General features: G+C 61.5%; 26 protein-coding genes and 2 tRNA genes. 25 read left to right on the top strand and 3 right to left on the bottom strand.

What is annotated here, in order from left to right; translation table 11 throughout:
* Positions 1 to 63 precede the first annotated feature (63 nt).
* The 9 genes from MCRY_RS08945 to MCRY_RS08905 are packed head-to-tail and all read left to right on the top strand — an operon-like array spanning position 64 to position 6,944.
* Positions 64 to 1,332 (top strand): Na(+)-translocating NADH-quinone reductase subunit A, encoded by a 1,269-nt coding sequence (locus MCRY_RS08945; protein WP_085629147.1) that lies wholly within the window; start codon positions 64 to 66, stop codon positions 1,330 to 1,332.
* Positions 1,329 to 2,111: an RnfABCDGE type electron transport complex subunit D gene (locus tag MCRY_RS08940; protein ID WP_085629146.1), complete on the top strand. Its 783-nt coding sequence runs from the start codon at positions 1,329 to 1,331 to the stop codon at positions 2,109 to 2,111. The genes MCRY_RS08945 and MCRY_RS08940 overlap by 4 nt, the downstream gene beginning before the upstream one ends.
* Entirely contained in the window at positions 2,098 to 2,892 is a 795-nt protein-coding gene (locus tag MCRY_RS08935; protein WP_085629145.1) for an FMN-binding protein, read from the top strand. Before MCRY_RS08940 ends, MCRY_RS08935 begins: the two co-directional genes overlap by 14 nt.
* Position 2,893: 1 nt before the next feature.
* Positions 2,894 to 3,559: an NADH:ubiquinone reductase (Na(+)-transporting) subunit D gene (locus MCRY_RS08930; protein WP_085629144.1), complete on the top strand. Its 666-nt coding sequence runs from the start codon at positions 2,894 to 2,896 to the stop codon at positions 3,557 to 3,559.
* Positions 3,556 to 4,170 (top strand): NADH:ubiquinone reductase (Na(+)-transporting) subunit E, encoded by a 615-nt coding sequence (gene nqrE, locus MCRY_RS08925; protein ID WP_085629143.1) that lies wholly within the window; start codon positions 3,556 to 3,558, stop codon positions 4,168 to 4,170. The genes MCRY_RS08930 and nqrE overlap by 4 nt, the downstream gene beginning before the upstream one ends.
* Positions 4,167 to 5,390: an NADH:ubiquinone reductase (Na(+)-transporting) subunit F gene (gene nqrF / locus MCRY_RS08920; protein WP_085629142.1), complete on the top strand. Its 1,224-nt coding sequence runs from the start codon at positions 4,167 to 4,169 to the stop codon at positions 5,388 to 5,390. Before nqrE ends, nqrF begins: the two co-directional genes overlap by 4 nt.
* Before the next feature lie 3 nt (positions 5,391 to 5,393).
* On the top strand, positions 5,394 to 6,362 hold the full coding sequence (locus tag MCRY_RS08915; protein WP_085629141.1) for an FAD:protein FMN transferase: 969 nt from the start codon (positions 5,394 to 5,396) through the stop codon (positions 6,360 to 6,362).
* A gap of 13 nt (positions 6,363 to 6,375) precedes the next feature.
* Complete coding sequence (locus tag MCRY_RS08910; RefSeq protein ID WP_085629140.1) at positions 6,376 to 6,555, top strand: hypothetical protein; 180 nt, start codon at positions 6,376 to 6,378, stop codon at positions 6,553 to 6,555.
* Positions 6,552 to 6,944 (top strand): CBS domain-containing protein, encoded by a 393-nt coding sequence (locus MCRY_RS08905; protein WP_085629139.1) that lies wholly within the window; start codon positions 6,552 to 6,554, stop codon positions 6,942 to 6,944. The genes MCRY_RS08910 and MCRY_RS08905 overlap by 4 nt, the downstream gene beginning before the upstream one ends.
* 40 nt (positions 6,945 to 6,984) lie before the next feature.
* On the opposite strand, the gene MCRY_RS08900 is transcribed toward MCRY_RS08905, so the two are convergent.
* Positions 6,985 to 7,074, bottom strand: a tRNA-Ser gene (locus MCRY_RS08900).
* 159 nt (positions 7,075 to 7,233) lie between these two features.
* On the opposite strand from MCRY_RS08900, the gene MCRY_RS08895 reads away from it, so the two are divergent.
* From MCRY_RS08895 to MCRY_RS08850, 10 genes are all read left to right on the top strand, one after another.
* A complete protein-coding gene (locus tag MCRY_RS08895) occupies positions 7,234 to 8,151 on the top strand; it encodes an SPOR domain-containing protein (protein WP_085629138.1) in 918 nt (305 codons plus the stop codon).
* 32 nt (positions 8,152 to 8,183) lie between these two features.
* Positions 8,184 to 9,356 (top strand): D-alanyl-D-alanine carboxypeptidase family protein, encoded by a 1,173-nt coding sequence (locus tag MCRY_RS08890; protein ID WP_085629137.1) that lies wholly within the window; start codon positions 8,184 to 8,186, stop codon positions 9,354 to 9,356.
* The gene (gene tmk / locus MCRY_RS08885) at positions 9,353 to 9,979 is read left to right on the top strand and encodes a dTMP kinase (protein WP_085629136.1); all 627 of its coding nucleotides are present in this window, start codon (positions 9,353 to 9,355) and stop codon (positions 9,977 to 9,979) included. The genes MCRY_RS08890 and tmk overlap by 4 nt, the downstream gene beginning before the upstream one ends.
* On the top strand, positions 9,976 to 11,103 hold the full coding sequence (locus MCRY_RS08880) for a DNA polymerase III subunit delta' (protein WP_085629135.1): 1,128 nt from the start codon (positions 9,976 to 9,978) through the stop codon (positions 11,101 to 11,103). Before tmk ends, MCRY_RS08880 begins: the two co-directional genes overlap by 4 nt.
* 43 nt (positions 11,104 to 11,146) lie before the next feature.
* Positions 11,147 to 11,950 (top strand): TatD family hydrolase, encoded by an 804-nt coding sequence (locus tag MCRY_RS08875; protein WP_085629134.1) that lies wholly within the window; start codon positions 11,147 to 11,149, stop codon positions 11,948 to 11,950.
* Positions 11,950 to 12,753, top strand: coding sequence for an MBL fold metallo-hydrolase (locus MCRY_RS08870; protein WP_085629133.1), 804 nt, complete (start codon positions 11,950 to 11,952; stop codon positions 12,751 to 12,753). Before MCRY_RS08875 ends, MCRY_RS08870 begins: the two co-directional genes overlap by 1 nt.
* Positions 12,754 to 12,799: 46 nt before the next feature.
* Positions 12,800 to 13,735 carry an AEC family transporter gene (locus tag MCRY_RS08865; RefSeq protein WP_085629132.1) on the top strand — a complete coding sequence of 312 codons (936 nt, stop codon included), beginning with the start codon at positions 12,800 to 12,802 and terminating at the stop codon, positions 13,733 to 13,735.
* Between the two features lie 122 nt (positions 13,736 to 13,857).
* Positions 13,858 to 14,139, top strand: coding sequence for a hypothetical protein (locus MCRY_RS08860; protein ID WP_085629131.1), 282 nt, complete (start codon positions 13,858 to 13,860; stop codon positions 14,137 to 14,139).
* A 114-nt stretch (positions 14,140 to 14,253) separates the two neighbouring features.
* Positions 14,254 to 14,904 (top strand): GntR family transcriptional regulator, encoded by a 651-nt coding sequence (locus tag MCRY_RS08855; RefSeq protein WP_085629130.1) that lies wholly within the window; start codon positions 14,254 to 14,256, stop codon positions 14,902 to 14,904.
* Entirely contained in the window at positions 14,901 to 15,929 is a 1,029-nt protein-coding gene (locus MCRY_RS08850) for an AbrB family transcriptional regulator (protein ID WP_085629129.1), read from the top strand. Before MCRY_RS08855 ends, MCRY_RS08850 begins: the two co-directional genes overlap by 4 nt.
* Positions 15,930 to 15,977: 48 nt before the next feature.
* Here MCRY_RS08850 and MCRY_RS08845 read toward each other — a convergent pair.
* Positions 15,978 to 16,064, bottom strand: a tRNA-Leu gene (locus MCRY_RS08845).
* 71 nt (positions 16,065 to 16,135) lie between these two features.
* Positions 16,136 to 16,627, bottom strand: a complete 492-nt coding sequence (locus tag MCRY_RS08840) for a DUF2306 domain-containing protein (RefSeq protein WP_085629128.1) — start codon at positions 16,625 to 16,627, stop codon at positions 16,136 to 16,138.
* A 93-nt stretch (positions 16,628 to 16,720) separates the two neighbouring features.
* Between MCRY_RS08840 and MCRY_RS08835 the strand changes: the two genes are divergently transcribed.
* From MCRY_RS08835 to MCRY_RS08810, 6 genes are all read left to right on the top strand, one after another.
* Positions 16,721 to 17,494, top strand: a complete 774-nt coding sequence (locus MCRY_RS08835; protein WP_085629127.1) for a LytTR family DNA-binding domain-containing protein — start codon at positions 16,721 to 16,723, stop codon at positions 17,492 to 17,494.
* A 4-nt stretch (positions 17,495 to 17,498) separates the two neighbouring features.
* Positions 17,499 to 18,197 carry a lipoyl(octanoyl) transferase LipB gene (gene lipB, locus MCRY_RS08830; protein WP_085629126.1) on the top strand — a complete coding sequence of 233 codons (699 nt, stop codon included), beginning with the start codon at positions 17,499 to 17,501 and terminating at the stop codon, positions 18,195 to 18,197.
* 69 nt (positions 18,198 to 18,266) lie between these two features.
* Positions 18,267 to 20,201 carry a PhoX family protein gene (locus MCRY_RS08825; RefSeq protein WP_085629125.1) on the top strand — a complete coding sequence of 645 codons (1,935 nt, stop codon included), beginning with the start codon at positions 18,267 to 18,269 and terminating at the stop codon, positions 20,199 to 20,201.
* Between the two features lie 267 nt (positions 20,202 to 20,468).
* On the top strand, positions 20,469 to 22,142 hold the full coding sequence (gene ctaD / locus MCRY_RS08820; protein WP_085629195.1) for a cytochrome c oxidase subunit I: 1,674 nt from the start codon (positions 20,469 to 20,471) through the stop codon (positions 22,140 to 22,142).
* 118 nt (positions 22,143 to 22,260) lie between these two features.
* Positions 22,261 to 22,482 (top strand): type II toxin-antitoxin system CcdA family antitoxin, encoded by a 222-nt coding sequence (locus MCRY_RS08815; RefSeq protein ID WP_085629124.1) that lies wholly within the window; start codon positions 22,261 to 22,263, stop codon positions 22,480 to 22,482.
* A 3-nt stretch (positions 22,483 to 22,485) separates the two neighbouring features.
* Positions 22,486 to 22,785, top strand: a complete 300-nt coding sequence (locus MCRY_RS08810; RefSeq protein WP_085629123.1) for a CcdB family protein — start codon at positions 22,486 to 22,488, stop codon at positions 22,783 to 22,785.
* The last annotated feature ends 6 nt before the right edge of the window (positions 22,786 to 22,791 follow it).

The raw sequence follows: 22,791 nt of genomic DNA, 5'->3' as shown, positions 1-22,791 counted from the left end.
ACATCGCCATACGGTTTGCGACAGATCAAACGACGCTCTGCATTCCCGTGTTAACAAACATGCATGTCTCAGCTTGGTTTTCGATCCGGCCTCATGGTTCCTGCGTATCCGGCGCTCGACGATGCGCAGGATGTCGAGGATATTATCACCGACGAGGCCGGTCTCCGACCGCCGCACGGTACGGCGCCGCGTGTTTCGATGGTTGTGGAGGACGGTGCGTTTGTGGCCCAGGGCGCGCCGGTCGCCTGCCACAGCACCCAGACTGACATCTGTTTTGTCGCCCCGATGCCGGGACGTGTGGCACGAACAGAGCTGTTAAGCGGACACCGGCTTTCCGAGATCGTTCTCTTTCGCGAAGGTGGTGGCAACAGCCTCACCCACGATACAGCGGACGCGCAAACCGAAGCAGGGCTGCGCCGCCTGATGCAGCGCGCCGGGTTCTGGCCACGGATTGGACGGCGCCCCTTTGGCGGTATGCCCAATGCGGCAGAGCGGCCTGCAGCGATCTTCATCTTGGCCTCCGACACGCGCCCCCATGCGCCTGATCCCAGACAGGCACTGGAAGGCCACGAGGACGCCTTTCGCCGCGGGTGCCGTGCGCTGTCGCGGTTGACGGAAGGGCCCGTGCTTCTGTGCCAAGCCCCGGGTCCGGCACTTGCCAATACAGACGACGCGCCCCGCCTGCAGGTGGTCATAACGGGCCCGCGACACCCGCAAGCGTCTGCAGGACTGCTTGTCCATGCAGAATACCCGGCCGGGATTGCCACACCGGTTTGGGATGTGAACGCCGAAGACGTAGCCGCCTTGGGTGATTTGCTCCATACCGGAGCCCTGCCCCAGACACGGCTGGTGCATGTCGGTGGATCGGCCCTGAAAACAGGGCGTATGGTGCGGACCCAGATCGGTGCGGACTTGCGCGCTTTGACATTCCGCCATGTCAGACCGGGGCCACACCGGCTCTGGTCCGGTTCATCGCTGGATGGGCACGCCGCGCGCTGGTTGGCGCCCCGCCATCGGCAGGTCACAGCCTTTACACCCCAAGCTCCAGATGGCGCTCCGCATTGGCTTGTTGCAGCACTCACCCGCTCGGCCCGACCTAAACCAATGATTCCAACGGCTGCGCTCGATCAGGCCTTCGCCGGGCGTCTTCCGGCCGCCGTCTTTCTGCGCGCCCTAAGCGCAGGCGATGACGAAACCGCGCTCAAGATGGGGGTGCTGTCGCTGTTGGAAGACGATATCGCCCTCGCAGATTACGTTCTGGGCGCAGAGGCGCATCTGGCAGTTTTGCTGCGGGGCATGCTCGAGCGGATCAAGACGGAGTTCGCCGCATGAACCGAGGGCTCTGGACACGTGAAACAGTGGTTGTGATCCTACTTGCGGCCTACCTGCCATTAGCCCTGTTCTGGCTCTGGTTCGGCGGCATAGACGATCTGCAACGGTTTGCACTTGCCCTGCTGGTGATCGCGGCTTGGCAGCTTGTGTTCCTGCTGGCGCGGGCGCAGCCAATTTCGCTGTCTGCAGCAATCACCGCCTTGGGCATCGCCATGCTGGCCCCCGAAGAGCTGGGCGCGGTCCGGCTAATCCTTGGGATAAGCTTTGGCACGGTGATGGGCGAACTGGTCTTTGGTGGTTGGGGGCGCAATGTGGTGAACCCGGCGACCGTGACGCTGGCCTTTCTGGGCTTTGGCTTTCCGGCCTATGCTTGGCCCGAGATCCTTGTTCCCGTGGCGTGGGCCGCCATCCCGGCGGCAGTGATCGGCGTGATGGCCGGTGTCATGCCAGCAGGTCTTGTCCTTGGCGCGACCATCGGCGCGGCGGTGTCTTTCGGATTCGGCGTCTTGCCAGCGACAGCCTTGCCGGCGGCGGGTGTTGTGCTGGTGCTTGTGGTTGCAGATCCGGTCACCAGCGCGTCCACCGCCTTGGGCCGATGGTTGAACGGGCTGCTGTTCATCGCGCTGGTGGTCCTTTTCGCAACAGGTTGGCAGGGGGCCGCCCCCGTTCAGATTGCTGTTGCGGCAGCACTTCTGGCGTCACTGGCGGCACCGCTGCTGGACGAATTGGCACTGGCACACTGGTATGCCCAAAGACGGAGGCGACATGGCCGATACTGATCGCAACCCCTGGCGGCGGTTCCTTGCCCTGCCCAACGAAAGCCGCACCAAGACCCTTGCCATGGCGTTTCTGGTCTCGGCAGCCTGTGCTTTGATGGTCAGCGGCGCAACCGTATTGCTGCGGCCGATTCAAGCTGCCAACCGCGCCGCCGAGGAACAAGCCAGGATCGAGTCGCTCGTGCGCGGTGTGCCGGGCATGGCTGACCTGCTCGAACAATCCGGAGGAAGCCTGTCGACCGTGGTGATCGCGCTTGAAGACGGGCGCGCAGCGGAAGATGTAACGGCTGCGACGCTGGACGCAACTTTGGCGGACACGCAGAACTGGACGACGTTGGAGCAAGGTGCGGATCTGGCGGGACTTGGTCAGCGACCGGATTACGCGCAGATCTTTCTGCTGCGTCAGGGCGAGGCGATTTCGCTCGTGCTCCTGCCGATGACCGGACAGGGCTATGGTGGGCGGATCGACGCGATCCTTGCCATCGAAGGCGACATGAACACTGTCGCAGGCATTGCGATCACCCAGCATTCCGAAACCCCGGGCCTTGGCGGGCGGATCGAAGACCCATCATGGCAGGCAAGCTTCCCAGGCACTCAGCTGCATGATGACGCTGGAAACCTGCGGTTTGCCACTGCCCGTGGCGAAGCGTCAGGCATCCATCAGGTCGATGGCATCACCGGAGCGACACGCACCACGCGCGGCATCTCGAACATGGTCAATTTTTGGCTTGGCCCCGATGGCTACGGCCCACTTTTGCGCGCCATAGAGCGCGATGAGTTCTGATATGGCCAAACGCGCTGATATCCTTGCCACCTTGACCGCACCGCTGATCCGGCAAAACCCGGTCACGCTGCAAATCCTCGGGATCTGTTCGGCGCTGGCGGTGACCACGTCTCTGGCGACGGCGGTGACCATGTCAGTGTCGCTGACGGTGGTGTTGACCCTGTCTGCCGTGATCATCAGCCTGATCCGCCGCCACCTGCCAGACACGATCCGCCTGATCGTGCAGATCGTCATCGTCGCATCGCTGGTGATCGTCATCGACCAGATACTGCAGGCGTATCTGGCCGAGATCAGCCGCGCCTTGTCGATCTATGTCAGCCTGATCACCACCAATTGCCTTGTTCTCGGCCGAACCGAAGCGTTCGCCCGCCACAACCCGCCCCTGCCCGCCGCTGTGGATGCCTTTGGCAATGGGGTGGGATACTCCGTTATCTTGATCGTCCTTGGCGGCATTCGCGAACTGTTCGGACGCGGGCAATTGTTTGGCTGGCAGGTGCTGCCGCTTGCCGATGCGGGCGGCTGGTTCACCCCACTGAGCCTTATGCTACTGGCCCCGTCTGCCTTTTTCCTGCTGGGCGGTGTCGTGTGGGCCGTGCGGTCCCTGCTGCCCGAACAGGCCGAAGCCCCCGAACATATGCCCCCCGCCACGGTGAGGGCTGCTGAATGACCGAACTTTGGACGCTCTTCCTGTCCGCGGCCTTTGTCGACAACATGCCGCTCACACTGTTTCTCGGGCTGTGCACCTTTCTTGCACTGTCAAAACGTCCCGAAAGCGCCATCGGCCTTGGCTTTGCGATGATCGGGGTTCTGGGTGTGACCGTGCCGCTCAATTGGCTGATCTATCATGGCGTGCTGGCACCGGGCGCATGGGCCTGGGCCGGGCGGCCCGAGCTTGACCTATCCTACCTGTCGCTGATCGCATTCATCGGAGTGATCGCCGCAACAGTGCAATTGCTTGAAATGCTGTTGGACCGCTTTTTCCCGACGATCCACGCCGCGTTCGGGTCGTTCCTGCCATTGCTTACCGTGCAATGCGCGATCCTCGCGGGCAGCCTTTTCATGGTGGACCGATCTTATACGCTGGCGGAATCGGCGGTGTTTGGTGTGGGGAGCGGGCTTGGCTTTGCTTTGGCAGTCGCGATGTTGGGCGCGGTGCGGTCCCGTCTGGCCTACGCGGATCTGCCGAACGGGTTGCGAGGCTTGGGCATCGCATTTGTCCTGACCGGGCTGATGTCGCTGGGCTTTGCCTCCTTTGCGCAAATGGCGGTGTCGCCATGACCGAGATTGCCTTCGCCAGTGGTGTGATCGTTCTGCTTGTCCTTGGCCTTGCCACCGCTTTGCTGGTCCTGAGAAACCGGCTGATCCCTGCCGAAGCGCTGGATGTGCAGGTGAATGGCAACCGTCATGTGCCGGCAAAGCGTGGCGAAAAACTGCTGGATGCATTGCATGCAGCCGACATTCCCGTTCCGGCAGCCTGCGGTGGCAAAGGCACCTGCGGCATGTGCCGCGTGACGGTCACCGGGGATGGCGCAGGAACAGCTCAGGCGACCGAGCGGGGCGTCTTATCGCCAAAGGAACGACGGGACCATGTGCGATTGGCCTGCCAAACCAATCTGCGCGGCAATTGCGCCGTGGACGTTCCCGACAGCATCCTGAGCGCCGGGGGTGGGTTTGCCTGTTCAGTCGTCTCGACCCGCATGCTCGCTCCGTTGATCCGTGAGATCGTGCTGGATCTACCAAAAGACCGTCCGACCGCGTTTCACGCTGGCGATTTCATGCAGATCACCGCCCCACCCTTCAATCTAGACTTTTCCACCCTCGATGTACCGGAACCCTTCCACGAGACATGGCAGATCGCAGGTTGGCGCGCACTCGGTGTCGCCTCGGACATCTCCACGACACGGGCCTATTCCCTGGCCAGCCGCCCCGAAGACGCAGGCACAGCAGTGTTCAACATCCGGCTCGCCGTGCCCCCCGCTGGACGCGAAACCGATGTACCGCCCGGCCTTGTGTCGTCATGGCTGTTCAGCCTGGAGCCCGGCGATGTCGTGATGACATCGGGCCCGTTCGGCGAGTTCCACGTCAAGCCAACCACCCGCGAAATGGTCTATATCGGCGGAGGCGTAGGCATGGCCCCGCTGCGTGCGATGATCCATCAGGAACTGGGGCACGGCACAACCAGACGGATTCGCTATTTCTATGGCGCACGAACTGCCGCTGACCTTTTCTATACCGACGAATTCGAAACGCTCGCCGCCCGACACCAGAGTTTCAGCTGGACCCCGGCCCTGTCCGACCCCGCGCCGGGCGACCGTTGGACAGGTGCCACTGGCTTTATCCATGAAATCCTGCGCGCAGAACTCGCCGATCACCCAGCGCCGGAAGAGTGCGAATATTACCTTTGCGGTCCACCTGTGATGATCTCAGCCGTTCTGGCGACACTGGACCGGCTGGGTGTCGATCCCGACAGTATCTTCTACGATGATTTCGGAGCCTGAGACATGAACAGACACCTACCATCGCGCCGAACATTCCTTGCTGGACTGACTGCCTCCTTGGCAACACCGGCTCTTTTGCGGGCATCAGGCCTGCACCATGCCTCAGGCCATGCTTTCGGCACGTCTTGGGGAATCAGTGCCGATGATCCTGCCGCTCTCAAAGCTCTGGGTCCTGTGATCACGGCCCTGTTTGACGAGATCGACAAGGACTTGTCCCCGTGGCGCGCCGACAGTGCGATTTCACGCTTCAACAGTGACCCTAAAGGTGTTGATGCCAGCCCCGAGTTGTCCCGCGTAACGCAGGCCGGGCTGGACTTGGCCGCATCCAGTGACGGGGCTTTCGATCCGACGGTTGGCCCTCTGGTGGCGCGCTGGGGGTTCGGCCCGATCACGCACGGCGCCACCCCGAATTGGCGCGGCCTTTCGCTCAGGCAAGGAAGGCTTTCCAAGACCGACCCCGATCTCACGCTCGACCTGTGTGGCATTGCCAAGGGGCGCGCATTGGACCGCGCAGCGCATCTTGCCCGCGCGCATGGTGTGGGTTCCGCGTTGCTTGACCTCGGAGGCGAATTATACGCACTCGGTCAACACCCCGAAGGTCGCGACTGGCGCGTGGCCGTCGAAAACCCCCTGTCCGACCAGCCAACCGGCACTGTTCTGAATCTGCCTGCTGGCCTTTCGGTTGCAACGTCGGGCGTTGGGGTTCAGGGCTATGGCCGAAACGGACAAGTGTGGGGACACATCATGGACCCGGCGACAGCCCATCCGGTCGCCGGCAAATTGCGGTCTGTCACGGTGATGGCCACGGATGCGATGATGGCAGATGGCTGGGCTACCGCGCTCTTCGCAGCAGGCGACGTGGCAGGGCCAGAGATCGCACGCACTCAGGATATCCCGGCGGTTTTCCTTTTCGACACCGGCACCGGTCTGCGGCAGGTCGAAACCGGCGGGATCGCTGCGGTGCTGTCATGAGAAAGGCAGAAACATGCTCGAAGTGATCCTTGCCCTTGCCATCATCAGCTTGGCCGCAGGCGGGCTGAGCCTTGGCCTTGTGATGGGGCGCGGCCCAGCCCTGACCCCATGCAGCGCGGCCGACAAAAACCCCGAGACGCGATGCGCAGACTGCCCGCTGCGCCGCCGCAAGGCGGGAGGCCCCACTGAATGACAGTGACGCACATCACCGCGGTCATGCGGCCCGAGTTTCCGCTGCTGCAACCCGACACATCCATCCGAAGCGCCGCCGCAGCGTTGGTGAAAGCTCGCACAGCCGCCGCTCCGGTCGTTGGTGAAGATGGTCGGCTTGTTGGCTTACTGACCCAGAAGGACTGTTTTCGTTCGGCGCTGCACGCCAGCTATTACCGGGAATGGACCGGCCGTGTCGAAGACCACATGAGTCGGGACATCATCACACTTCATCCCCAAGACGACCTGATCCGCGCCGCCGAGATGTTCCTGCTGCACCCACATCGTGTGTTTCCCGTCTGTGACGCTGGAACGGTGCTTGGCATGGTCCACCGCTCGGACGTCCTTTCCGAACTGATCCGGCTTGGGTAGGCGTGGTCAAAAAAGGCGATTTCAGTCGCGTGACGCGCTGTGGCGGAGGCTCAGGGATTCGAACCCTGGGGACGCTCTCACGCCCAACGGTTTTCAAGACCGCCGCATTCGACCACTCTGCCAAACCTCCGGTGGTCGCTGACATAGCCCTACAAATGCGATTCTGAAAGCGGCGACGGTGGAAAATCTGCGCAGGGATGCCGTCAGACTTTTCTTGACGCACCGAAGACTGTAAGCTTCGCACAAAACAACGAGTGGCGCGGGGCGAAACGTCCGAACATGCGTCCGAATGGGCATAGCAGAAGGCGCGCAGGCAATGGACATCACGATCACCAACTCTCGGCTATGGCGAAACGTTCGGACAACCGCCTTGTGCGGGGTCGCACTGGTGGCACTTGCGGGGTGCGAGGGGGCAAACCTTCCGGCCTTTCTGCAGGGCGGCGGGTCAGGTGCCGCGGCAGCGGATGGCACGGCCGCAGGCACACGTGCGACGCGGCTGGTCGAACGCGATGTCGAAGCGCCCGAAGTGTTTCAGGTCAGCGAGAACGGGCTTTGGGACGGGCGCCCGTCTCTGGGTGGTGTCTGGGCGGCGCATCCCGATGTGTCCGAGCCCGAGCGGGTGATCATCCGCAACGAGGCAAACGGCAATTTCGTCATCGGGGCGCTCTTCCGCAAGGAACGCGAAACCCCTGGTCCACGCTTGCAGATCTCGTCGGATGCCGCCGCAGCCCTTGGGGTTCTGGCCGGCGCTCCGACACAGCTGAACGTCGTTGCCCTGCGCCGCGAGGAAGTGCCGGACGACGCGGCATCGGCCCCGCCGCAGGACGCACCCCTCGGCGAGGGCGGTTTCGCAGCCCCGACCGACGTGGCCGAAGCAACGCTCGACCCGATTGCGGAATCTGCCGCCGCTGCGCTGGACGCAACACCGACCCCTGTCCCGGCTGCCGCTCCAGCGCCTGCCACAAGCTCGCCGCTGGACAAGCCTTTCATCCAAATCGGGATCTTCAGCATCGAACAGAACGCCAACAACACCGCCACTGCGATGCGTCAGGCAGGGATGGTGCCCACGGTTCTGGAACAATCCTCCAGCGGCAAAACCTTCTGGCGTGTTTTGGTCGGACCGGCACAGACCCGCGCAGAACGCAGCACCTTGCTTGCCAAGATCAAGGATACCGGGTTTACCGACGCTTATGCCGTCACCAACTGATCCGACCCCGCAGGTATGACAGGAGAGCTGCCATGATCCGCAAATACCGCGCTTTTGTTTCCGCCAGCCTTGCCGCGCTGCTGCTGACAACCACGTCGGCTGCGGCGTTCGACACGCGTGCGACGGCGGCTTTTGTGCTGGATGAAAAGACTGGCACGGTCCTTCTTGCCAAAGACGCGGACACCCCTTTGCCGCCCGCGTCGATGTCCAAGCTGATGACGCTTTATATCGCGTTCGAAGCGGTGCGGGATGGGCGGCTGCGGCTGGACGAGGAGCTTCCCGTTTCGGCCCATGCCAATTCGTTTGGCGGCTCGACGCTTTTCCTGCGTCAGGGGGAAAGGGTTTCGGTCGAGGATCTGATCCGCGGCATCATCGTGCTCTCGGGAAATGACGCCTGTGTGGTTCTGGCCGAAGCCTTGTCCCCGGATGGAACTGAGGCTGGGTTTGCCCGCATGATGACACAGCGTGCACAACAGCTTGGCATGACCAATTCGATCTTCAAGAACTCCAGCGGTTGGCCTGCCGACGGTCACGTCATGTCGATGCGTGATCTGACGCTTCTGGCCCAGCGCCTGATCGAGGATTTTCCGGACTTCTACCCAATGTTCGCCGAAAAAGAGTTTCTGTTCGATGAGGCAGAGTCGTCCAACCGGTTCAACCGGAATCCTCTATTGGCGCTTGGCATCGGTGCAGATGGCCTGAAGACTGGCCACACCCAAGAGGCTGGCTACGGTCTTGTCGGTTCCGCCAAGCAAGGCGACCGGCGGGTGATCTTTACCATCACCGGGCTCGACACGGCACAGGCCCGCGCGCAGGAATCCGAATCTATCGTCAACTGGGCCTTCCGCCAATTCGCGGAAAAGACCGTGACCCGCGCGGGAGCCGTGATCGCCGAAGCCGATGTCTGGATGGGCGCCAGCGAGAAAGTCGGCCTGATGGCCAAGGAAGATGTGACGCTGCTGCTGCCCAACACGCCCGGTCAGGAGGTCACCGCCGAGGTTGTGTATACCGGCCCGATCGAAGCACCGATTGCCGAAGGGCGTCAACTGGCCGAGCTGATCATCAGCCCCGAAGGCCTGCCTGAACACCGCATCCCGCTTTTTGCAGCCAGTGCAGTGCCAGCCAGCGGCTTTGTTGCGCGGATGATGAGCGTGTCTCAAGTCCTGTTGGGCCGCGTACAGGCCCCGGCTGAGGACACGATGTGAGCCGATCCGGGCTGTTCGTCAGCTTTGAAGGGATCGACGGATCAGGCAAATCCACACAGGCGCGGACGCTGGCGGATAGGCTGCGCGCGCAGGGCGTCGATGTGGTGCACACCCGCGAACCCGGCGGCAGTCCGGGGGCTGAGGAAATCCGGGCCTTGGTGTTGCAGGGCGATCCTGACCGCTGGTCGGCCGAGACCGAAATTCTGCTTTTCACCGCCGCCCGCCGCGATCATCTGGAACGTACGATCCAGCCCGCGCTTGAGGCGGGTAAGGTGGTGATCTGCGACCGCTTTGCCGACAGCACCCGCATGTATCAGGGCCTGTCCCGCGGGAACTTGCGGGCCAAGGTCGACGCGCTGCACGATCTGATGATCGGGGTCGAGCCGGACCTGACGCTGCTGATCGACATGGACCCGGAAACCGGCCTCAGCCGCGCCAAGGCGCGCAACACGGTAGAGGAACGGTTCGAGGATTTTGGCGCAAGCCTGCAAGAAGCCATGCGCGCCGGGTTTCTCGCACTGGCCGAAGAATACGCTGACCGGTTCCGCGTGATCGACGGTGCGCGGGATGCCGACACCGTTGCAGAGGATGTCTGGGCTGCGGTAAGCCCGCGTCTGACATGAGTGACGCAACACAGCCAGAACCAGACCGCATCGACGGCGCGCCGCATCCGCGCGAGACGCTCAAGCTTTACGGGCAAGACGCGGCGCAGGCGGATTTCCTGCAAGCCTTCAGTTCGGACCGGCTGCATCATGGCTGGTTGATCACCGGGCCGCGCGGTGTGGGCAAAGCCACCTTGGCATGGCAAATCGCGCGGTTCCTGCTGGCCACGCCCATTACGCAGGACGATGGCCTGTTCGGTGCGCCACCCCCACCCACCGATTTGCACATTGACCCCGAACATCCCGTGTCCCGTCGCATGATGGCGGGCTCTGAACCAGGGCTCTTTGCCCTGCGCCGTCCGTATGATGACAAGGCCAAGCGCCTGAAGGCCCAGATCACAGTCGACGAAGTGCGCCGCCTCAAGGGGTTCTTTGCGCTGTCCTCTGCCGATGGAGGTCGCCGCGTGGTGATTGTCGACGCCGCCGACGACATGAACGTCAGCGCGGCCAACGCCATCCTCAAACTGCTGGAAGAACCCCCAGACCGCACGACGCTGCTCTTGGTCAGCCACCAGCCCTCGCGGCTTTTGCCCACCATCCGGTCCCGCTGCCGCGAATTGCGGCTGGCCCCGCTCAATGCAGCCGATATGGCACAAGCGCTTGCCGCGACCGAGATTGACCAGACCGTGTCCGACCCCGCCGCACTCGCCGCACTGTCTGGCGGGTCCGTCGGCGAGGCTGTGCGCCTGATGCAGCAGGACGGGTTGAAGCTCTATGCGGACCTCGTCAAACTGCTCTCCACCCTGCCCGACCTCAGCCGCCCGCATGCCATCGCGCTGGCCGAAAGCGCGGCAGGCCGTGGCAAGGAAGAGCGGCTTGATCTACTGCTCGGCCTTTTTGACCGTGCCCTGACCCGGCTAGCCCGAACCGGTGCCACGGGTCAGCCCCCAGACCCCGAAGCGGCAACGCAAGAGGCGCAGACCTTCCAACGCCTCTGCCCCTCACCCACAGCCGCCCGGCAATGGGCGCAACTTGCACAGGATCAAGGCGAACGCCTGCGCCACGGGCGGGCGGTGAATGTCGAGGCGGGATCGCTTGTCCTGTCCAGCTTCCTTGCCCTGCAAGAGGGCTGCCCCAGGTCGTAAGCCACGTCTTGACGCCCCTGCCTGCATCCCTGATACCACCCTCATGTTGACACCACAGATCACCGACAGCCATTGCCATCTGGACTTCCCGGATTTCAACGACGAACGCCCCGAGGTGATCGCCCGGGCGCTGGACGCGGGCGTGCGTCGGATGGTCACGATCTGCACCCGTCTGCGCCTTGAACCGCAGGTGCGCGCGATTGCCGAAGCGTTTGCCCCAGTGTTCTACGCCGCTGGCACCCACCCGATGAGCGCCGCTGATGAGCCGCTGACAACGGTCGATGAACTGGTCAAGCTGGCGCAGCATCCGAAATTCGTCGGCATTGGCGAGACCGGACTGGACTATCACTACACCGCCGAAAGCGCCGAGATTCAGAAGACCTCTCTGAAAGTGCATATCGAGGCGGCTCAGGAAACCGGCCTGCCACTGATCATTCACGCCCGTGCCGCTGATGACGACATGGCGCAAATCCTCACAGATGGCTTCAAGACCAAGCCCTATACCTGCGTGATGCATTGCTTTTCGTCGTCCGCCGATCTAGCCCGCGCGGCATTGGACCTTGGGTTCTATCTCTCCATGTCCGGCATCGCCGCCTTCCCCAAAAGCCAGGAGTTGCGCGACATTTTCGCGGCTGCCCCGGTGGACCGCGTGCTGGTGGAAACCGACAGCCCCTACCTTGCCCCGCCACCCCATCGCGGCAGACGCAATGAACCGGCCTACACCGCGCACACCGCCCGTATCGGCGCAGAAATCTACGGCATGGAATATGCCGACTTCGCCGCCCAGACCGAGGCCAATTTCGAACGCCTGTTCTGGAAAGCCGCGCAATACGAGGCCGTCGCATAATGGGCGAAATGCGTTTCACCATCCTTGGCTGCGGATCATCCGGCGGCGTGCCGCGCCTTGGTGGCCTCTGGGGCGCATGCGATCCCGAGAATCCCAAGAACACCCGCCGCCGCTGTTCGATGCTGGTCGAGCGCGTCACCGAGGCCGGAACCACCCGCGTGCTGATCGACACCAGCCCCGACATGCGTGCGCAATTGCTCAGCGCCGGGGTCGGAGAGCTGGACGCAGTTGTCTATACTCACAGCCACGCCGACCATGTGCACGGGGTCGATGACCTTCGGATGATCGTGTTCAACATGCGCAAGCGCCTGCAGGTCTGGGCCGATGGTGACACCCAGAACGACCTTTTCTCGCGCTTTGGCTATGCCTTTGTGCAACCCGCGGACAGCCCCTACCCGCCGATCCTTGATATGAACACCATCAACGGCCCCGTCACTGTGGATGGCGCAGGGGGCACCGTCACGCTGACCCCGTTCAAGGTCAACCACGGCAGCATCGACGCGCTTGGGTTCCGCATTGGCGATCTGGCTTACCTACCAGACGTCGCCAAAATCTCCGAGGACGTCTGGACCGACCACCTGCAAGACCTCGACGTGTGGATCCTCGACGCGCTGCGCCGCGATCCGCACCCGACCCATGCGCACCTCGCGCAATCGCTGGAATGGATGGAACGCGCCAAACCCCGCCAAGGTGTGCTGACCAACATGCATATCGACCTCGACTATGCGACCGTCGAAGCCGAGACCCCCGACCACATCACACCGGCCTATGATGGCATGGTGATCACGCAGCCTCTGGGGTGACGCCGACCGTACGATACGGCGGGCAAACCGTACGGACGCGCGGCTGATGCAGGCGCTTCTCGACATCATTCTGCCCGTCTTTCTGGTTGTCGGCTTTGGCTATCTGGTGGCGTGGCGCGGGTTGCTGTCGGCGGCGTCCATTGACGGGCTGATGTCCTTTACTCAGAACGTCGCCATCCCTTGCCTTCTGTTTCGCGCGATCTGGACGCTGGATCTGGGTGACAGTTTCTCGGTTCCCCTGCTGATCAGCTTTTACACCGGGTCTTTGACCTGCTTTGTCGTGGGGCTGTTTGGCGCACGCTACCTGTTCAATCGCGACTGGGAAGATGCGGTCGCTATCGGCTTTACCTGCCTGTTCGCCAACTCGGTCTTGCTGGGCCTTGCGATCACCGAACGCGCTTTTGGGCCAGATGCGCTTTCTGCCAATTATGCCATCATCGCGCTGCATTCGCCCCTTTGCTACGGGCTGGGCATCACAACAATGGAGTTCGTCCGCGCCCGCGCCGCAGGCCAGCCGAACCGCAATCTGCCAATGATCGTGGCCAAGGCCATGTTTCGCAACGCGTTGGTGATTGGCATCGCCATCGGGGCGATGTTCAACGTGTTCAACGTCACCCTGCCAGCGCCTTTTACCGATGCGCTCGACATGATGGTGCGCACGGCCCTGCCAGCAGCGCTCTTTGCGATGGGGGGTGTGCTGTTCCGCTACCGGCCCGAGGGTGACATGCGCATCATCCTTTTTGTCTGCGCCATCAGTCTTTTGCTGCATCCAGCGATCACATGGACCCTTGGCACCAGCTTCGATCTGGACGACAGCGCGTTTCGCAGCGCCGTGCTGACCGCCGCAATGGCGCCGGGCGTAAACTGCTATGTCTTTGCCAACATCTATGGCCGCGCCCGACGCGTGGTTGCGTCCTCGGTACTGATGGCAAGCGCGTTGTCGGTGATCTCGGCATGGTTCTGGCTGGGCACGCTTCCGTAAGAATCTCTCTACATTTGGAGGAGTTACATAACCGCGCCGCGAGACCCTGTGGCGCGACTTCGGAACTTTGCGCCTCAAATTTGCGTTGATCCGGTGAACCGCTGCCAAACGGAAACCAGACTATGACACGCATGATTGCCATTTTGATCTTGACCCTGACACCCTTGACCCTTGCGGCGGAAACCTTGCCCGAGGTCATCAGCACCTATGTCACCGATTTCGACGCGGTCAAACTCGACAAGGACGCACAAGGCGCAATCCTCGGCATTCACGACCGCACCGATCTGTCGCACGGCATGAAACTGTTGCTGATCCATGAAGAATTGCAAAAAGCCGGGGCGCTCGAACACGCAAACGTACACGGCGTTACGCCTGAGCCTTTCCAACTGTCCCAAGCGGACTGACCCCCTAACAAAGACGAGAAAAAACGCGCCACATCCGGTGCGTTTTTCACATCTACAGAGGTTTGACACACTCCTATTGGTGCCTTACTGATATTGTATCCAAACGGATACAATATGACAGATCTCAAAACATCCCCCTTTTCCAGCGGTGAGGCAGCTTACGCCAGCCTGATCAACGCGTTGCGCAGCGGTGACTTTGCGCCCGGCGACCGGCTGCGCGAAGAAGACGTGGCCAAACGGCTCAACTTGTCCCGCACTCCTGTCCGCGAAGCGCTGCGGAGGCTTGAAAACAACGGTATCGTCGAACACCGCCCCCGCATTGGCGCGGTGATCCGCAAACTGTCCCAGACCGAAGTGGTCGAGCTTTACGAGATGCGGATCGTTCTGGAACGCACCGCAGCAAGCATGGCCGCACAGCACGGGTCCGAGGCAGAGTTTGACGCGCTGGATGACATGAATAGGCGCATCCTTGGTGCGCAGGATACGCCGACCTTGGGGGCTGCGATCAATCAGGATTTCCACGAAGCGCTTTACCGCGCCGCCCGCAACCGCTTTTTGTTGGCCTCGGCCGAGGCGATCAACAACGCGCTGATCCTTTTGGGACCAACCACCTATCTTGACCCCGACCGCATCCGTATCGTCGTATCGCAACATAGCGACGTGATCACCGCCCTGCGCCAGCGTGACGGGGACCGTGCAGCCGAAGCTGCTGAGGCACATCTGCAAACCTCGCTCCGCTACCGGCTCAAGGGCATGTCCGCGTGATCGTCGTTCTGCGCACCTTTGCCATCGCAGGTGTGGGCGTGGCCGTGTTCAAGCTACTTCACCTGCCCCTGCCTTGGCTGATGGGACCGATCTTTGCCTGTCTTGCCGCCGCTCTGGCCGGGGTCAAGATGCGCGGGATCAAACCGCTCAACGACACGATGCGCACGATCCTTGGCGTTGCGGTGGGCGCAACACTGACCCCTGCCGTTTTGGCGACGTTCCCGGCGATGTGGCCCACGTTGCTCTTGGTGCCGATCATGGTCGCTGTGATCGGGGTGATTGGCGTGCCCTATTTCCAACGCTTCTGCGGCTATGATTTCGCCACCGCCTATTACGCGACCATGCCGGGTGGCTTGCAGGACATGATCGTCTTCGGAGAAGAGGCCGGAGCCAATGTTCGCACACTCAGCCTCATCCACGCGACACGGGTGATGGTGATCGTGGTCGCCCTGCCCTTTTTGCTTATCGGCATCTGGGAGGCGGATCTGTCGAACCCACCCGGTGCACCGGCGACCAGTATCCCGCCTGTGGAATTGCTGCTGATGGCGGTCTGCGCCATTGCCGGTTGGCGTCTGGCGAAACGCGTAGGTCTGTTCGGCGCGTCGATCCTTGGCCCGCTGATCGTCACCGCGGCGTTGACGCTGGCGGGCGGCTTGCACAATCGCCCCCCCGCCGAGGCGATCTGGGCCGCACAGTTCTTTATCGGCATGACCATCGGCACCAAATATGCCGGGATCACAATGGCCGAGATTCGCAAGGACCTGGCGGCTGGACTGGGCTTCTGCGGCATCCTGATCGTGCTGACATTGATCTTTGTTGAGGCGATCTACAGTCTTGGCTTTGCTCCCGGTATGGAAACGCTTTTGGCCTTTGCCCCCGGAGGTCAGGCTGAATTGACCGTGCTGGCCCTGATCGTGGGGGCTGACGTGGCCTTCGTCGTGGCGCATCATGTGTTGCGGATTTTCGTCGTCATCATGGGCGCGCCATTGGCGGCGCGGGTGTTTCGGACGCGACTTGCAAAGTAGCAAACCGTAGTTTGCAAAACCTGATCGTCCCGATGATGATCTGAAAAATGGTGCGGTCGAGAAGACTCGAACTTCCACGGGAGTTACCCCACAGCGACCTCAACGCTGCGCGTCTACCAATTCCGCCACGACCGCACTGTCTTGACTTGGTAGGCGGCTCATTAGCGAAGGTCTCAATCGGGGGCAAGGGCAAATTTCGACAAACTTCATGCCCATGCCTGCTGGCGCAGCCGTGGCAGGAACACACGCAGTGCGACCAGCCCGAGAAGTGCTGCGATCACCACCCAACCCAGTTGTGAAGGCTCTCCGAACAGCATTTGATTCATTGTGCGTCCCGGCAGAAACGTGAACGCCCCAGCGATGATCAACCCGTTCGAATAGAGACTGCGAAAGACCGCCTCGTGCCGTGCGATATCGCGGGCAATGGCGGCGCTGATCCCGGTCCAGAGCGACCACAGCGTAAGAACCGCAAAGCCGTGCAAAGGGCCGATGCCGATCGGCGTGAAATGTGACGGGATCAGGAAGGAAGCGACCGCCAGAACGGTCATGGCGGTGACCCAGAGATAGCCGACGACCTTGTGTGTCCGGTCTCTCCTGCGACGATAAAGTGCAAATGGTCCAAGGAACAGAGCGAACACGGCGGCGATGATATGAAGCTGAACAGGCAGCGGAGCAGAGAGAAAAGGCAAAAGCGTCATGGCGTCCTCTTGTCGTTGAGTTGTTGATGAGGCACCAAAACGACGCGGCAGCGATTGCCGCCAGAGAGGATACGCAAATGACGGCCCAGCTTCGTGAGTGACCCGCGTCCGCAGCTCGCGCTTCGTGAATGGCGGCGGCATTTGCTGCATCCGCTGACCCTGACGGCCTTGACCGCCGTCAGTGCGGTGCTTTGCCTGATCGGTCCTTTCGGAACGCTGTCATCCCTGTCTCTGGCGCCCCGAATTGCCTATTGGACGCTCTTGACGTTTGCCGGGTACACGACGGGCTATCTGGTCAGCTATGCGGTTCTGCGCCCGTCCCAGTCTGGGGTTGCGCATCTCATGCGTATCCTATTGGCGGGCGGCCTCACAGGCTGCGCCATGGTCGGGCTGGTGACCGTACTGAACTGGCTGGTTTTCGGCGCTGCGCCATTAGGAGACGGGACGCTGACCCTCGCCGGGACGACGCTGGTGATTTCGGTGATCGTGATGGCGGTGCTTGACCTCTTTACCCGACACCTGTCCCCTGCCCCGGCAAACGTTCCTCAGACAGTGCCCCTGTTGGATCGCCTGCCACTGGACAAACGTGGACCGCTGATCGCGATCTCGGTCGAAGATCATTATGTCCGTGTGCGCACCACCAAAGGCGAAGAGATGATCCTGATGCGCCTTGCCGATGCGATCCGCGAAGTGGGCGCTGCACCGGGCGCACAGGTGCATCGTTCGCACTGGGCCGCCTTCGATCAGGTCACCTCGGCCACCCGTGACGGCGACCGCGCTGTGTTGCAGATGACCAAAGGGGGTGACATCCCGGTCAGCCGCCGCCATATCCCGACGATCAAGGAGGCTGGGCTGCTGCCCCGGTAGATAAATGGTTGAATGGCGCATAACTGACGGGTTGACCGATTACGACGAGGCCGTGGCCCTGATGGAGGCCCGCGCGGCGGCGATTGCGGCAGGAAGCGCGGATGAATTGGTTTGGCTGGTCGAGCATCCGCCGCTTTATACTTCGGGAACCAGTGCCAAGATCGAGGACCTGAAAGACCCTGATCGCTTTCCGGTCTACCCGTCCAAACGAGGCGGCCAGTATACCTATCACGGTCCGGGACAGCGCGTGGTTTATGTCATGCTTGATGTGGGCAAGCGTGGGCGCGATGTGCGGTGTTTCGTTCAAGACCTCGAACGCTGGGTGATTGCCACATTGGGTGAGTTCGGTCTGACCGGGCATATCCGCGATGGGCGTGTGGGTGTCTGGATCGAACGGCCGGACAAGAAACGTCTGCCAGATGGTAAGACCGCTGAAGACAAGATCGCGGCCATCGGCATTCGCCTGCGCAAATGGGTGAGCTTTCACGGCATTTCGATCAACGTGGAACCGGACCTGAGCCATTTCGACGGCATCGTGCCCTGCGGGATCACGCAATACGGGGTGACATCTCTGGTCGATCTTGGATTGCCAGTGACAATGGATGACCTCGATGTTGCGCTGCGGCAAAGTTTTGATGGCGTTTTTGGCGATGATGCAAAACTGAATCAAACCTGTCACGGAACTGATACCCGAATCCGGTGAATTGCCTGCGACCGGTGCGGCGTGAGACGCCGTTTATCGGCTTCAGGCAATCATCATCGGACATGGATCATGACACCCAAAGATATCCACAATCTTTCTGCAGACGAATGGGACGAACTGAATTTCCCGCGCCCCGAGGGCAATGACTTCGACAAGGTGGTCGAGCGCGCGATTTCCCGCCGCGGTTTCCTTGGTGGTGTTCTGGCATTCGGCTCGGGTGCCGCTGTCATGGGCGCAGGCATGCTCAAGGGCAGCACTGCCATGGCGCAGCCCGCATCGCGATTCCCGTTCACTCCGATCGCGGCCCAGACCGACGGCACGATCCACGTTCCCGAAGGTTACAGCTGGAAGACCGTCGTCCGCTGGGGCGATGCGCTTTTCTCGGATGCTGAAGACGCGTTTGACCCCGCCACCGGCGTGGCGCTCGAGCATGCAGACCGCGTGATGGGTGAAAACACCGACGGCATGGAATTGTTCAATGTCGACGGCCGCGAGATTTTCGTCGTCAACAGCGAATACGTGAACCCAGACGTCAACCTGCCGCATACCGAAGACGGCATGCCGAAATCGCTGGACGATGTGCGCATCCTGCAAAGCTTTCAGGGCGTGACCGTCATGGAACTGGCGCAGGGTGACGACGGCTGGAATGTCGCAATCGACAGCTCCTACAACCGCCGCATCCACCACAACACGCCGATGACCTTCTCAGGTCCGGCGGCTGGTCATGACCTGCTCAAGACCGAAGCCGATCCGACCGGCATGGAATCGTTGGGCACATTCAACAACTGCGGGTCCGGCCGGACACCGTGGGGCACGTACCTGACCTGCGAAGAAAACTTTAACGGCTATTTCGGTGCTGTGTCCGAAGTGTCCGCCGACTCGATGGTCATGGACGGCTTCAGCCGCTACGGCGTGTCGACCAAGGTCGATGCGGGCCGCTATAACTACCATGGCTTCGATGCGCGCTTCGACATCGCGACCAACCCGAACGAGCCGCACCGAGCAGGCTACATCGTGGAAATCGACCCGGCGAACCCGGACGCGACCCCGATCAAGCACACGGCCCTAGGCCGGTTCAAGCACGAGAACGCCGCGTACGGCATCGCTTCCGATGGCCGTGTCGCCGTCTACATGGGTGACGACGAGCGTGGCGAGTTCATGTATCGCTGGCTAAGCAATGACGTCTACGTGCCGGGCGAAGATACCTCGACCCTGCTGGTGGACGGCACGCTGTCGGTTGCCGTCTTCGAAGACGACATGTCCGGCCGCTGGGTTCCGCTGACCCCTGCGACCACAGGCATGGACGCAGCGCATATCGCTGTCTTCACCCGCATGGCCGCCTCGAGGGTCGGCGCGACCACGATGGACCGTCCCGAGTGGATCGCGGTTCACCCGAACGCCTCTGAGGCCTATTGCTGCCTGACCAACAATTCGCGTCGTGGCGTGCTGAACGACGATGGCACAGTGCGCACCAATGCCGGAGGCGACCCGATGACGGTCAGCGCGGTCAACCCGCGCGACACCAACCGCTACGGTCAGATCGTGCGCTGGCGCCCCGAGGGCGGTGACCACGGCTCCGACGGTTTCGCCTGGGACCTCTACGTGATGGCCGGTAACCCGACCGTTGCAGAGGGTGCACAGGCGGGCTCTGCCAACATCAACGCGGGCAACCTGTTCAACTCGCCCGACGGCATGGTCATCGACTCGACCGGGCTGATCTGGATTCAGACAGACGGCGACGACAGCAACGAAGGTGACTTTGCTGGCATGGGCAACAACCAGATGCTGGCGGGCGACCCTGTCACCGGCCGGATCGAGCGCTTCCTGACCGGCCCGAACGGCTGTGAAGTCACCGGCCTGTGCTGGTCGACCGACCGCCGCACCATGTTCATCGGCATCCAGCACCCGGGTGACAATGGTGGCAACTGGCCCGATGGCGAAGGCAGCCTGCCGCGTTCGGCTGTTGTCGCTGTCACGCGTGACGATGGTGGCCTGGTCGGCTAAGCCAGTCCCGTAAATTTGAGAGCCCCGGACACCCACGTGTGTCCGGGGCTTTTTTCTGGCCCAAGTTATTGCCACGATCCAAACACTTAGGAAGTTTCTCAGACCCTTTCAGCACATTCGGTTTGCGACCAAAGTGCGACAATAAAGTTTGATCTGCGTCAAATACGTCCGTTGCCGAGGCTGGCCTCACATTCTAAAACGGCGATGGAACAAATGGCGCTCGGAGAATCCCTGCGCCTTTTTATTGGGAACCAGCAGGAGGCAGATATGGCAGACGCCGCCATTCACGGCCACGAACATGAAGACCAGCGCAGCTTTTTCACCCGCTGGTTCATGTCCACGAACCACAAGGATATCGGGATTCTCTACCTGATCGCCGCCGGTCTCGCGGGCTTCATTTCGGTGGCCTTCACCGTTTACATGCGCATGGAGCTTATGAACCCCGGTGTTCAGTACATGTGTATGGAAGGCGCCCGCCTGACCGCAGCAGCGGTGGGCGATTGTACCCCGAACGGACACCTTTGGAACGTGCTGATCACCGGCCACGGCATCCTGATGATGTTCTTCGTGGTGATTCCGGCGCTGTTCGGCGGATTCGGTAACTATTTCATGCCCTTGCAGATCGGCGCGCCGGACATGGCGTTCCCGCGTCTGAACAACCTGTCGTTCTGGCTGTTTGTTGCCGGTACGACACTGGCAATCTGTTCGGTCTTTGCACCGGGCGGTAATGGCCAGCTGGGGTCTGGTGTTGGCTGGGTTCTGTATCCGCCGCTGTCGACCAATGAGGGCGGTATGTCGATGGACCTCGCGATCTTTGCGGTGCACGTCTCGGGTGCCTCGTCGATCCTTGGTGCGATCAACGTGATTACCACCTTCCTGAACATGCGCGCACCGGGCATGACGCTCTTCAAGGTGCCGCTGTTTGCCTGGTCGATCTTTGTCACAGCTTGGTTGATCCTTCTGGCGCTGCCGGTTCTGGCGGGTGCGATCACCATGCTGCTCACCGACCGTAACTTCGGCACGACCTTCTTTGACCCTGCTGGCGGTGGTGACCCGGTTCTCTACCAGCACATCCTGTGGTTCTTTGGCCACCCGGAAGTGTACATCGTGATCCTGCCAGCGTTCGGCATCATCAGCCACGTGATCGCAACGTTCAGCCGAAAGCCGATCTTCGGTTATCTGCCGATGGTTTGGGCGATCATCGCGATTGGTGCCTTGGGCTTTGTCGTGTGGGCGCACCACATGTACACGGTGGGCATGTCGCTGACACAGCAGTCCTACTTCATGCTGGCCACAATGGTTATCGCGGTGCCAACCGGGGTAAAGATCTTCTCGTGGATTGCGACGATGTGGGGTGGCTCGATCGAGTTCAAGACACCGATGCTTTGGGCCTTCGGCTTCCTCTTCCTCTTCACCGTGGGTGGTGTAACCGGGATCGTTCTGAGCCAAGCCGCGGTGGACCGTGCGTATCATGACACCTACTATGTTGTTGCACACTTCCACTACGTGATGAGCCTTGGTGCGGTGTTCGGTATCTTTGCGGGGATCTACTTCTACTTCCCCAAGATGACGGGCAAGATGTACCCCGAATGGGCAGGTAAACTGCACTTCTGGACGTTCTTCATCGGCACGAACATCACGTTCTTCCCGCAGCACTTCTTGGGTCGTCAGGGCATGCCGCGCCGCTATATCGACTACCCGGAAGCGTTCGCATACTGGAACTACATCTCGAGCTGGGGCGCTTTCCTGTCCTTTGCATCGTTCCTGTTCTTCATCGGTGTGATCGCATGGAGCCTTGCCAAGGGCCGTGCCGAGACTGCCAAGAACCCGTGGAATGAATACGCAGACACGCTGGAATGGACCCTGCCCTCCCCACCGCCCGAGCACACGTTCGAGCAACTTCCGAAGCGGGAAGACTGGGAAAAGACACACGCACACTAAACTGTGTATGAGCTGAAACGAAGGGCCCCGGTGGAAACGCCGGGGCCTTTTGCCATCAAACCTACCGTTGTTTGCGGGTAGGTTTTGCGGTATGCCTGCGGATGTAGGAGACAGCCCCATGCCACGCAAATCCACCAGCCTCAGTCTTGATGCCGACCTGATCGCCCGCGCCAAGGCTGTTGGCGTCAACATTTCGCGCGCGGCCGAGGCCGGGATCGAACAGGATGTCCGCCGTGCCGAGGCAGCGCGGTGGAAAGAAGACAACAAAGCTGCGTTCGAGGCGTATAACCGGCGCGTTGAAGAAGAGGGCCTGCCCCTCGACAAGTATCGCCAGTGGTAAGACATGGCTCAGCAATTTGACGTTTTTCGCACCGACAGCGGCAGCCATGTGCTGGTTCTCCAATCAGACCTGCTCGCTGATGCCAACACAAGAGTGGTGTCACGGCTGGTGCCAGAGGACTGGTCGCACACGCCCATTGATCGGCTTTCACCACGTATTGTCGTGGGTGATCTGGCGCTGCGATTGAACCTTCTGCAACTTGCGACCCTCACCCTTCCGCAGCTCGAGACGCATATTGGATCGGCCGCGCATCAGCGCGACGACATCATCCGCGCCTGCGATATGCTTTTGACAGGATACTGACCGACA

The sequence above is a fragment of the Marivita cryptomonadis genome, from assembly GCF_002115725.1.
GTDB classification, from domain to species: domain Bacteria; phylum Pseudomonadota; class Alphaproteobacteria; order Rhodobacterales; family Rhodobacteraceae; genus Marivita; species Marivita cryptomonadis.
Note: the sequence above shows the minus strand (reverse complement) of the source record. Positions and strands in the feature narration are given on the sequence as shown.

Coding starts and splice junctions, on each gene's coding strand:
- MCRY_RS08945 (WP_085629147.1), top strand. CDS start 64: ATGTCTCAGCTTGGTTTTCGATCCGGCCTCATGGTTCCTGCGTATCCG.
- MCRY_RS08940 (WP_085629146.1), top strand. CDS start 1,329: ATGAACCGAGGGCTCTGGACACGTGAAACAGTGGTTGTGATCCTACTT.
- MCRY_RS08935 (WP_085629145.1), top strand. CDS start 2,098: ATGGCCGATACTGATCGCAACCCCTGGCGGCGGTTCCTTGCCCTGCCC.
- MCRY_RS08930 (WP_085629144.1), top strand. CDS start 2,894: ATGGCCAAACGCGCTGATATCCTTGCCACCTTGACCGCACCGCTGATC.
- nqrE (WP_085629143.1), top strand. CDS start 3,556: ATGACCGAACTTTGGACGCTCTTCCTGTCCGCGGCCTTTGTCGACAAC.
- nqrF (WP_085629142.1), top strand. CDS start 4,167: ATGACCGAGATTGCCTTCGCCAGTGGTGTGATCGTTCTGCTTGTCCTT.
- MCRY_RS08915 (WP_085629141.1), top strand. CDS start 5,394: ATGAACAGACACCTACCATCGCGCCGAACATTCCTTGCTGGACTGACT.
- MCRY_RS08910 (WP_085629140.1), top strand. CDS start 6,376: ATGCTCGAAGTGATCCTTGCCCTTGCCATCATCAGCTTGGCCGCAGGC.
- MCRY_RS08905 (WP_085629139.1), top strand. CDS start 6,552: ATGACAGTGACGCACATCACCGCGGTCATGCGGCCCGAGTTTCCGCTG.
- MCRY_RS08895 (WP_085629138.1), top strand. CDS start 7,234: ATGGGCATAGCAGAAGGCGCGCAGGCAATGGACATCACGATCACCAAC.
- MCRY_RS08890 (WP_085629137.1), top strand. CDS start 8,184: ATGATCCGCAAATACCGCGCTTTTGTTTCCGCCAGCCTTGCCGCGCTG.
- MCRY_RS08880 (WP_085629135.1), top strand. CDS start 9,976: ATGAGTGACGCAACACAGCCAGAACCAGACCGCATCGACGGCGCGCCG.
- MCRY_RS08875 (WP_085629134.1), top strand. CDS start 11,147: ATGTTGACACCACAGATCACCGACAGCCATTGCCATCTGGACTTCCCG.
- MCRY_RS08870 (WP_085629133.1), top strand. CDS start 11,950: ATGGGCGAAATGCGTTTCACCATCCTTGGCTGCGGATCATCCGGCGGC.
- MCRY_RS08865 (WP_085629132.1), top strand. CDS start 12,800: ATGCAGGCGCTTCTCGACATCATTCTGCCCGTCTTTCTGGTTGTCGGC.
- MCRY_RS08860 (WP_085629131.1), top strand. CDS start 13,858: ATGACACGCATGATTGCCATTTTGATCTTGACCCTGACACCCTTGACC.
- MCRY_RS08855 (WP_085629130.1), top strand. CDS start 14,254: ATGACAGATCTCAAAACATCCCCCTTTTCCAGCGGTGAGGCAGCTTAC.
- MCRY_RS08840 (WP_085629128.1), bottom strand. CDS start 16,627: ATGACGCTTTTGCCTTTTCTCTCTGCTCCGCTGCCTGTTCAGCTTCAT.
- lipB (WP_085629126.1), top strand. CDS start 17,499: ATGGTTGAATGGCGCATAACTGACGGGTTGACCGATTACGACGAGGCC.
- MCRY_RS08825 (WP_085629125.1), top strand. CDS start 18,267: ATGACACCCAAAGATATCCACAATCTTTCTGCAGACGAATGGGACGAA.
- ctaD (WP_085629195.1), top strand. CDS start 20,469: ATGGCAGACGCCGCCATTCACGGCCACGAACATGAAGACCAGCGCAGC.
- MCRY_RS08815 (WP_085629124.1), top strand. CDS start 22,261: ATGCCACGCAAATCCACCAGCCTCAGTCTTGATGCCGACCTGATCGCC.
- MCRY_RS08810 (WP_085629123.1), top strand. CDS start 22,486: ATGGCTCAGCAATTTGACGTTTTTCGCACCGACAGCGGCAGCCATGTG.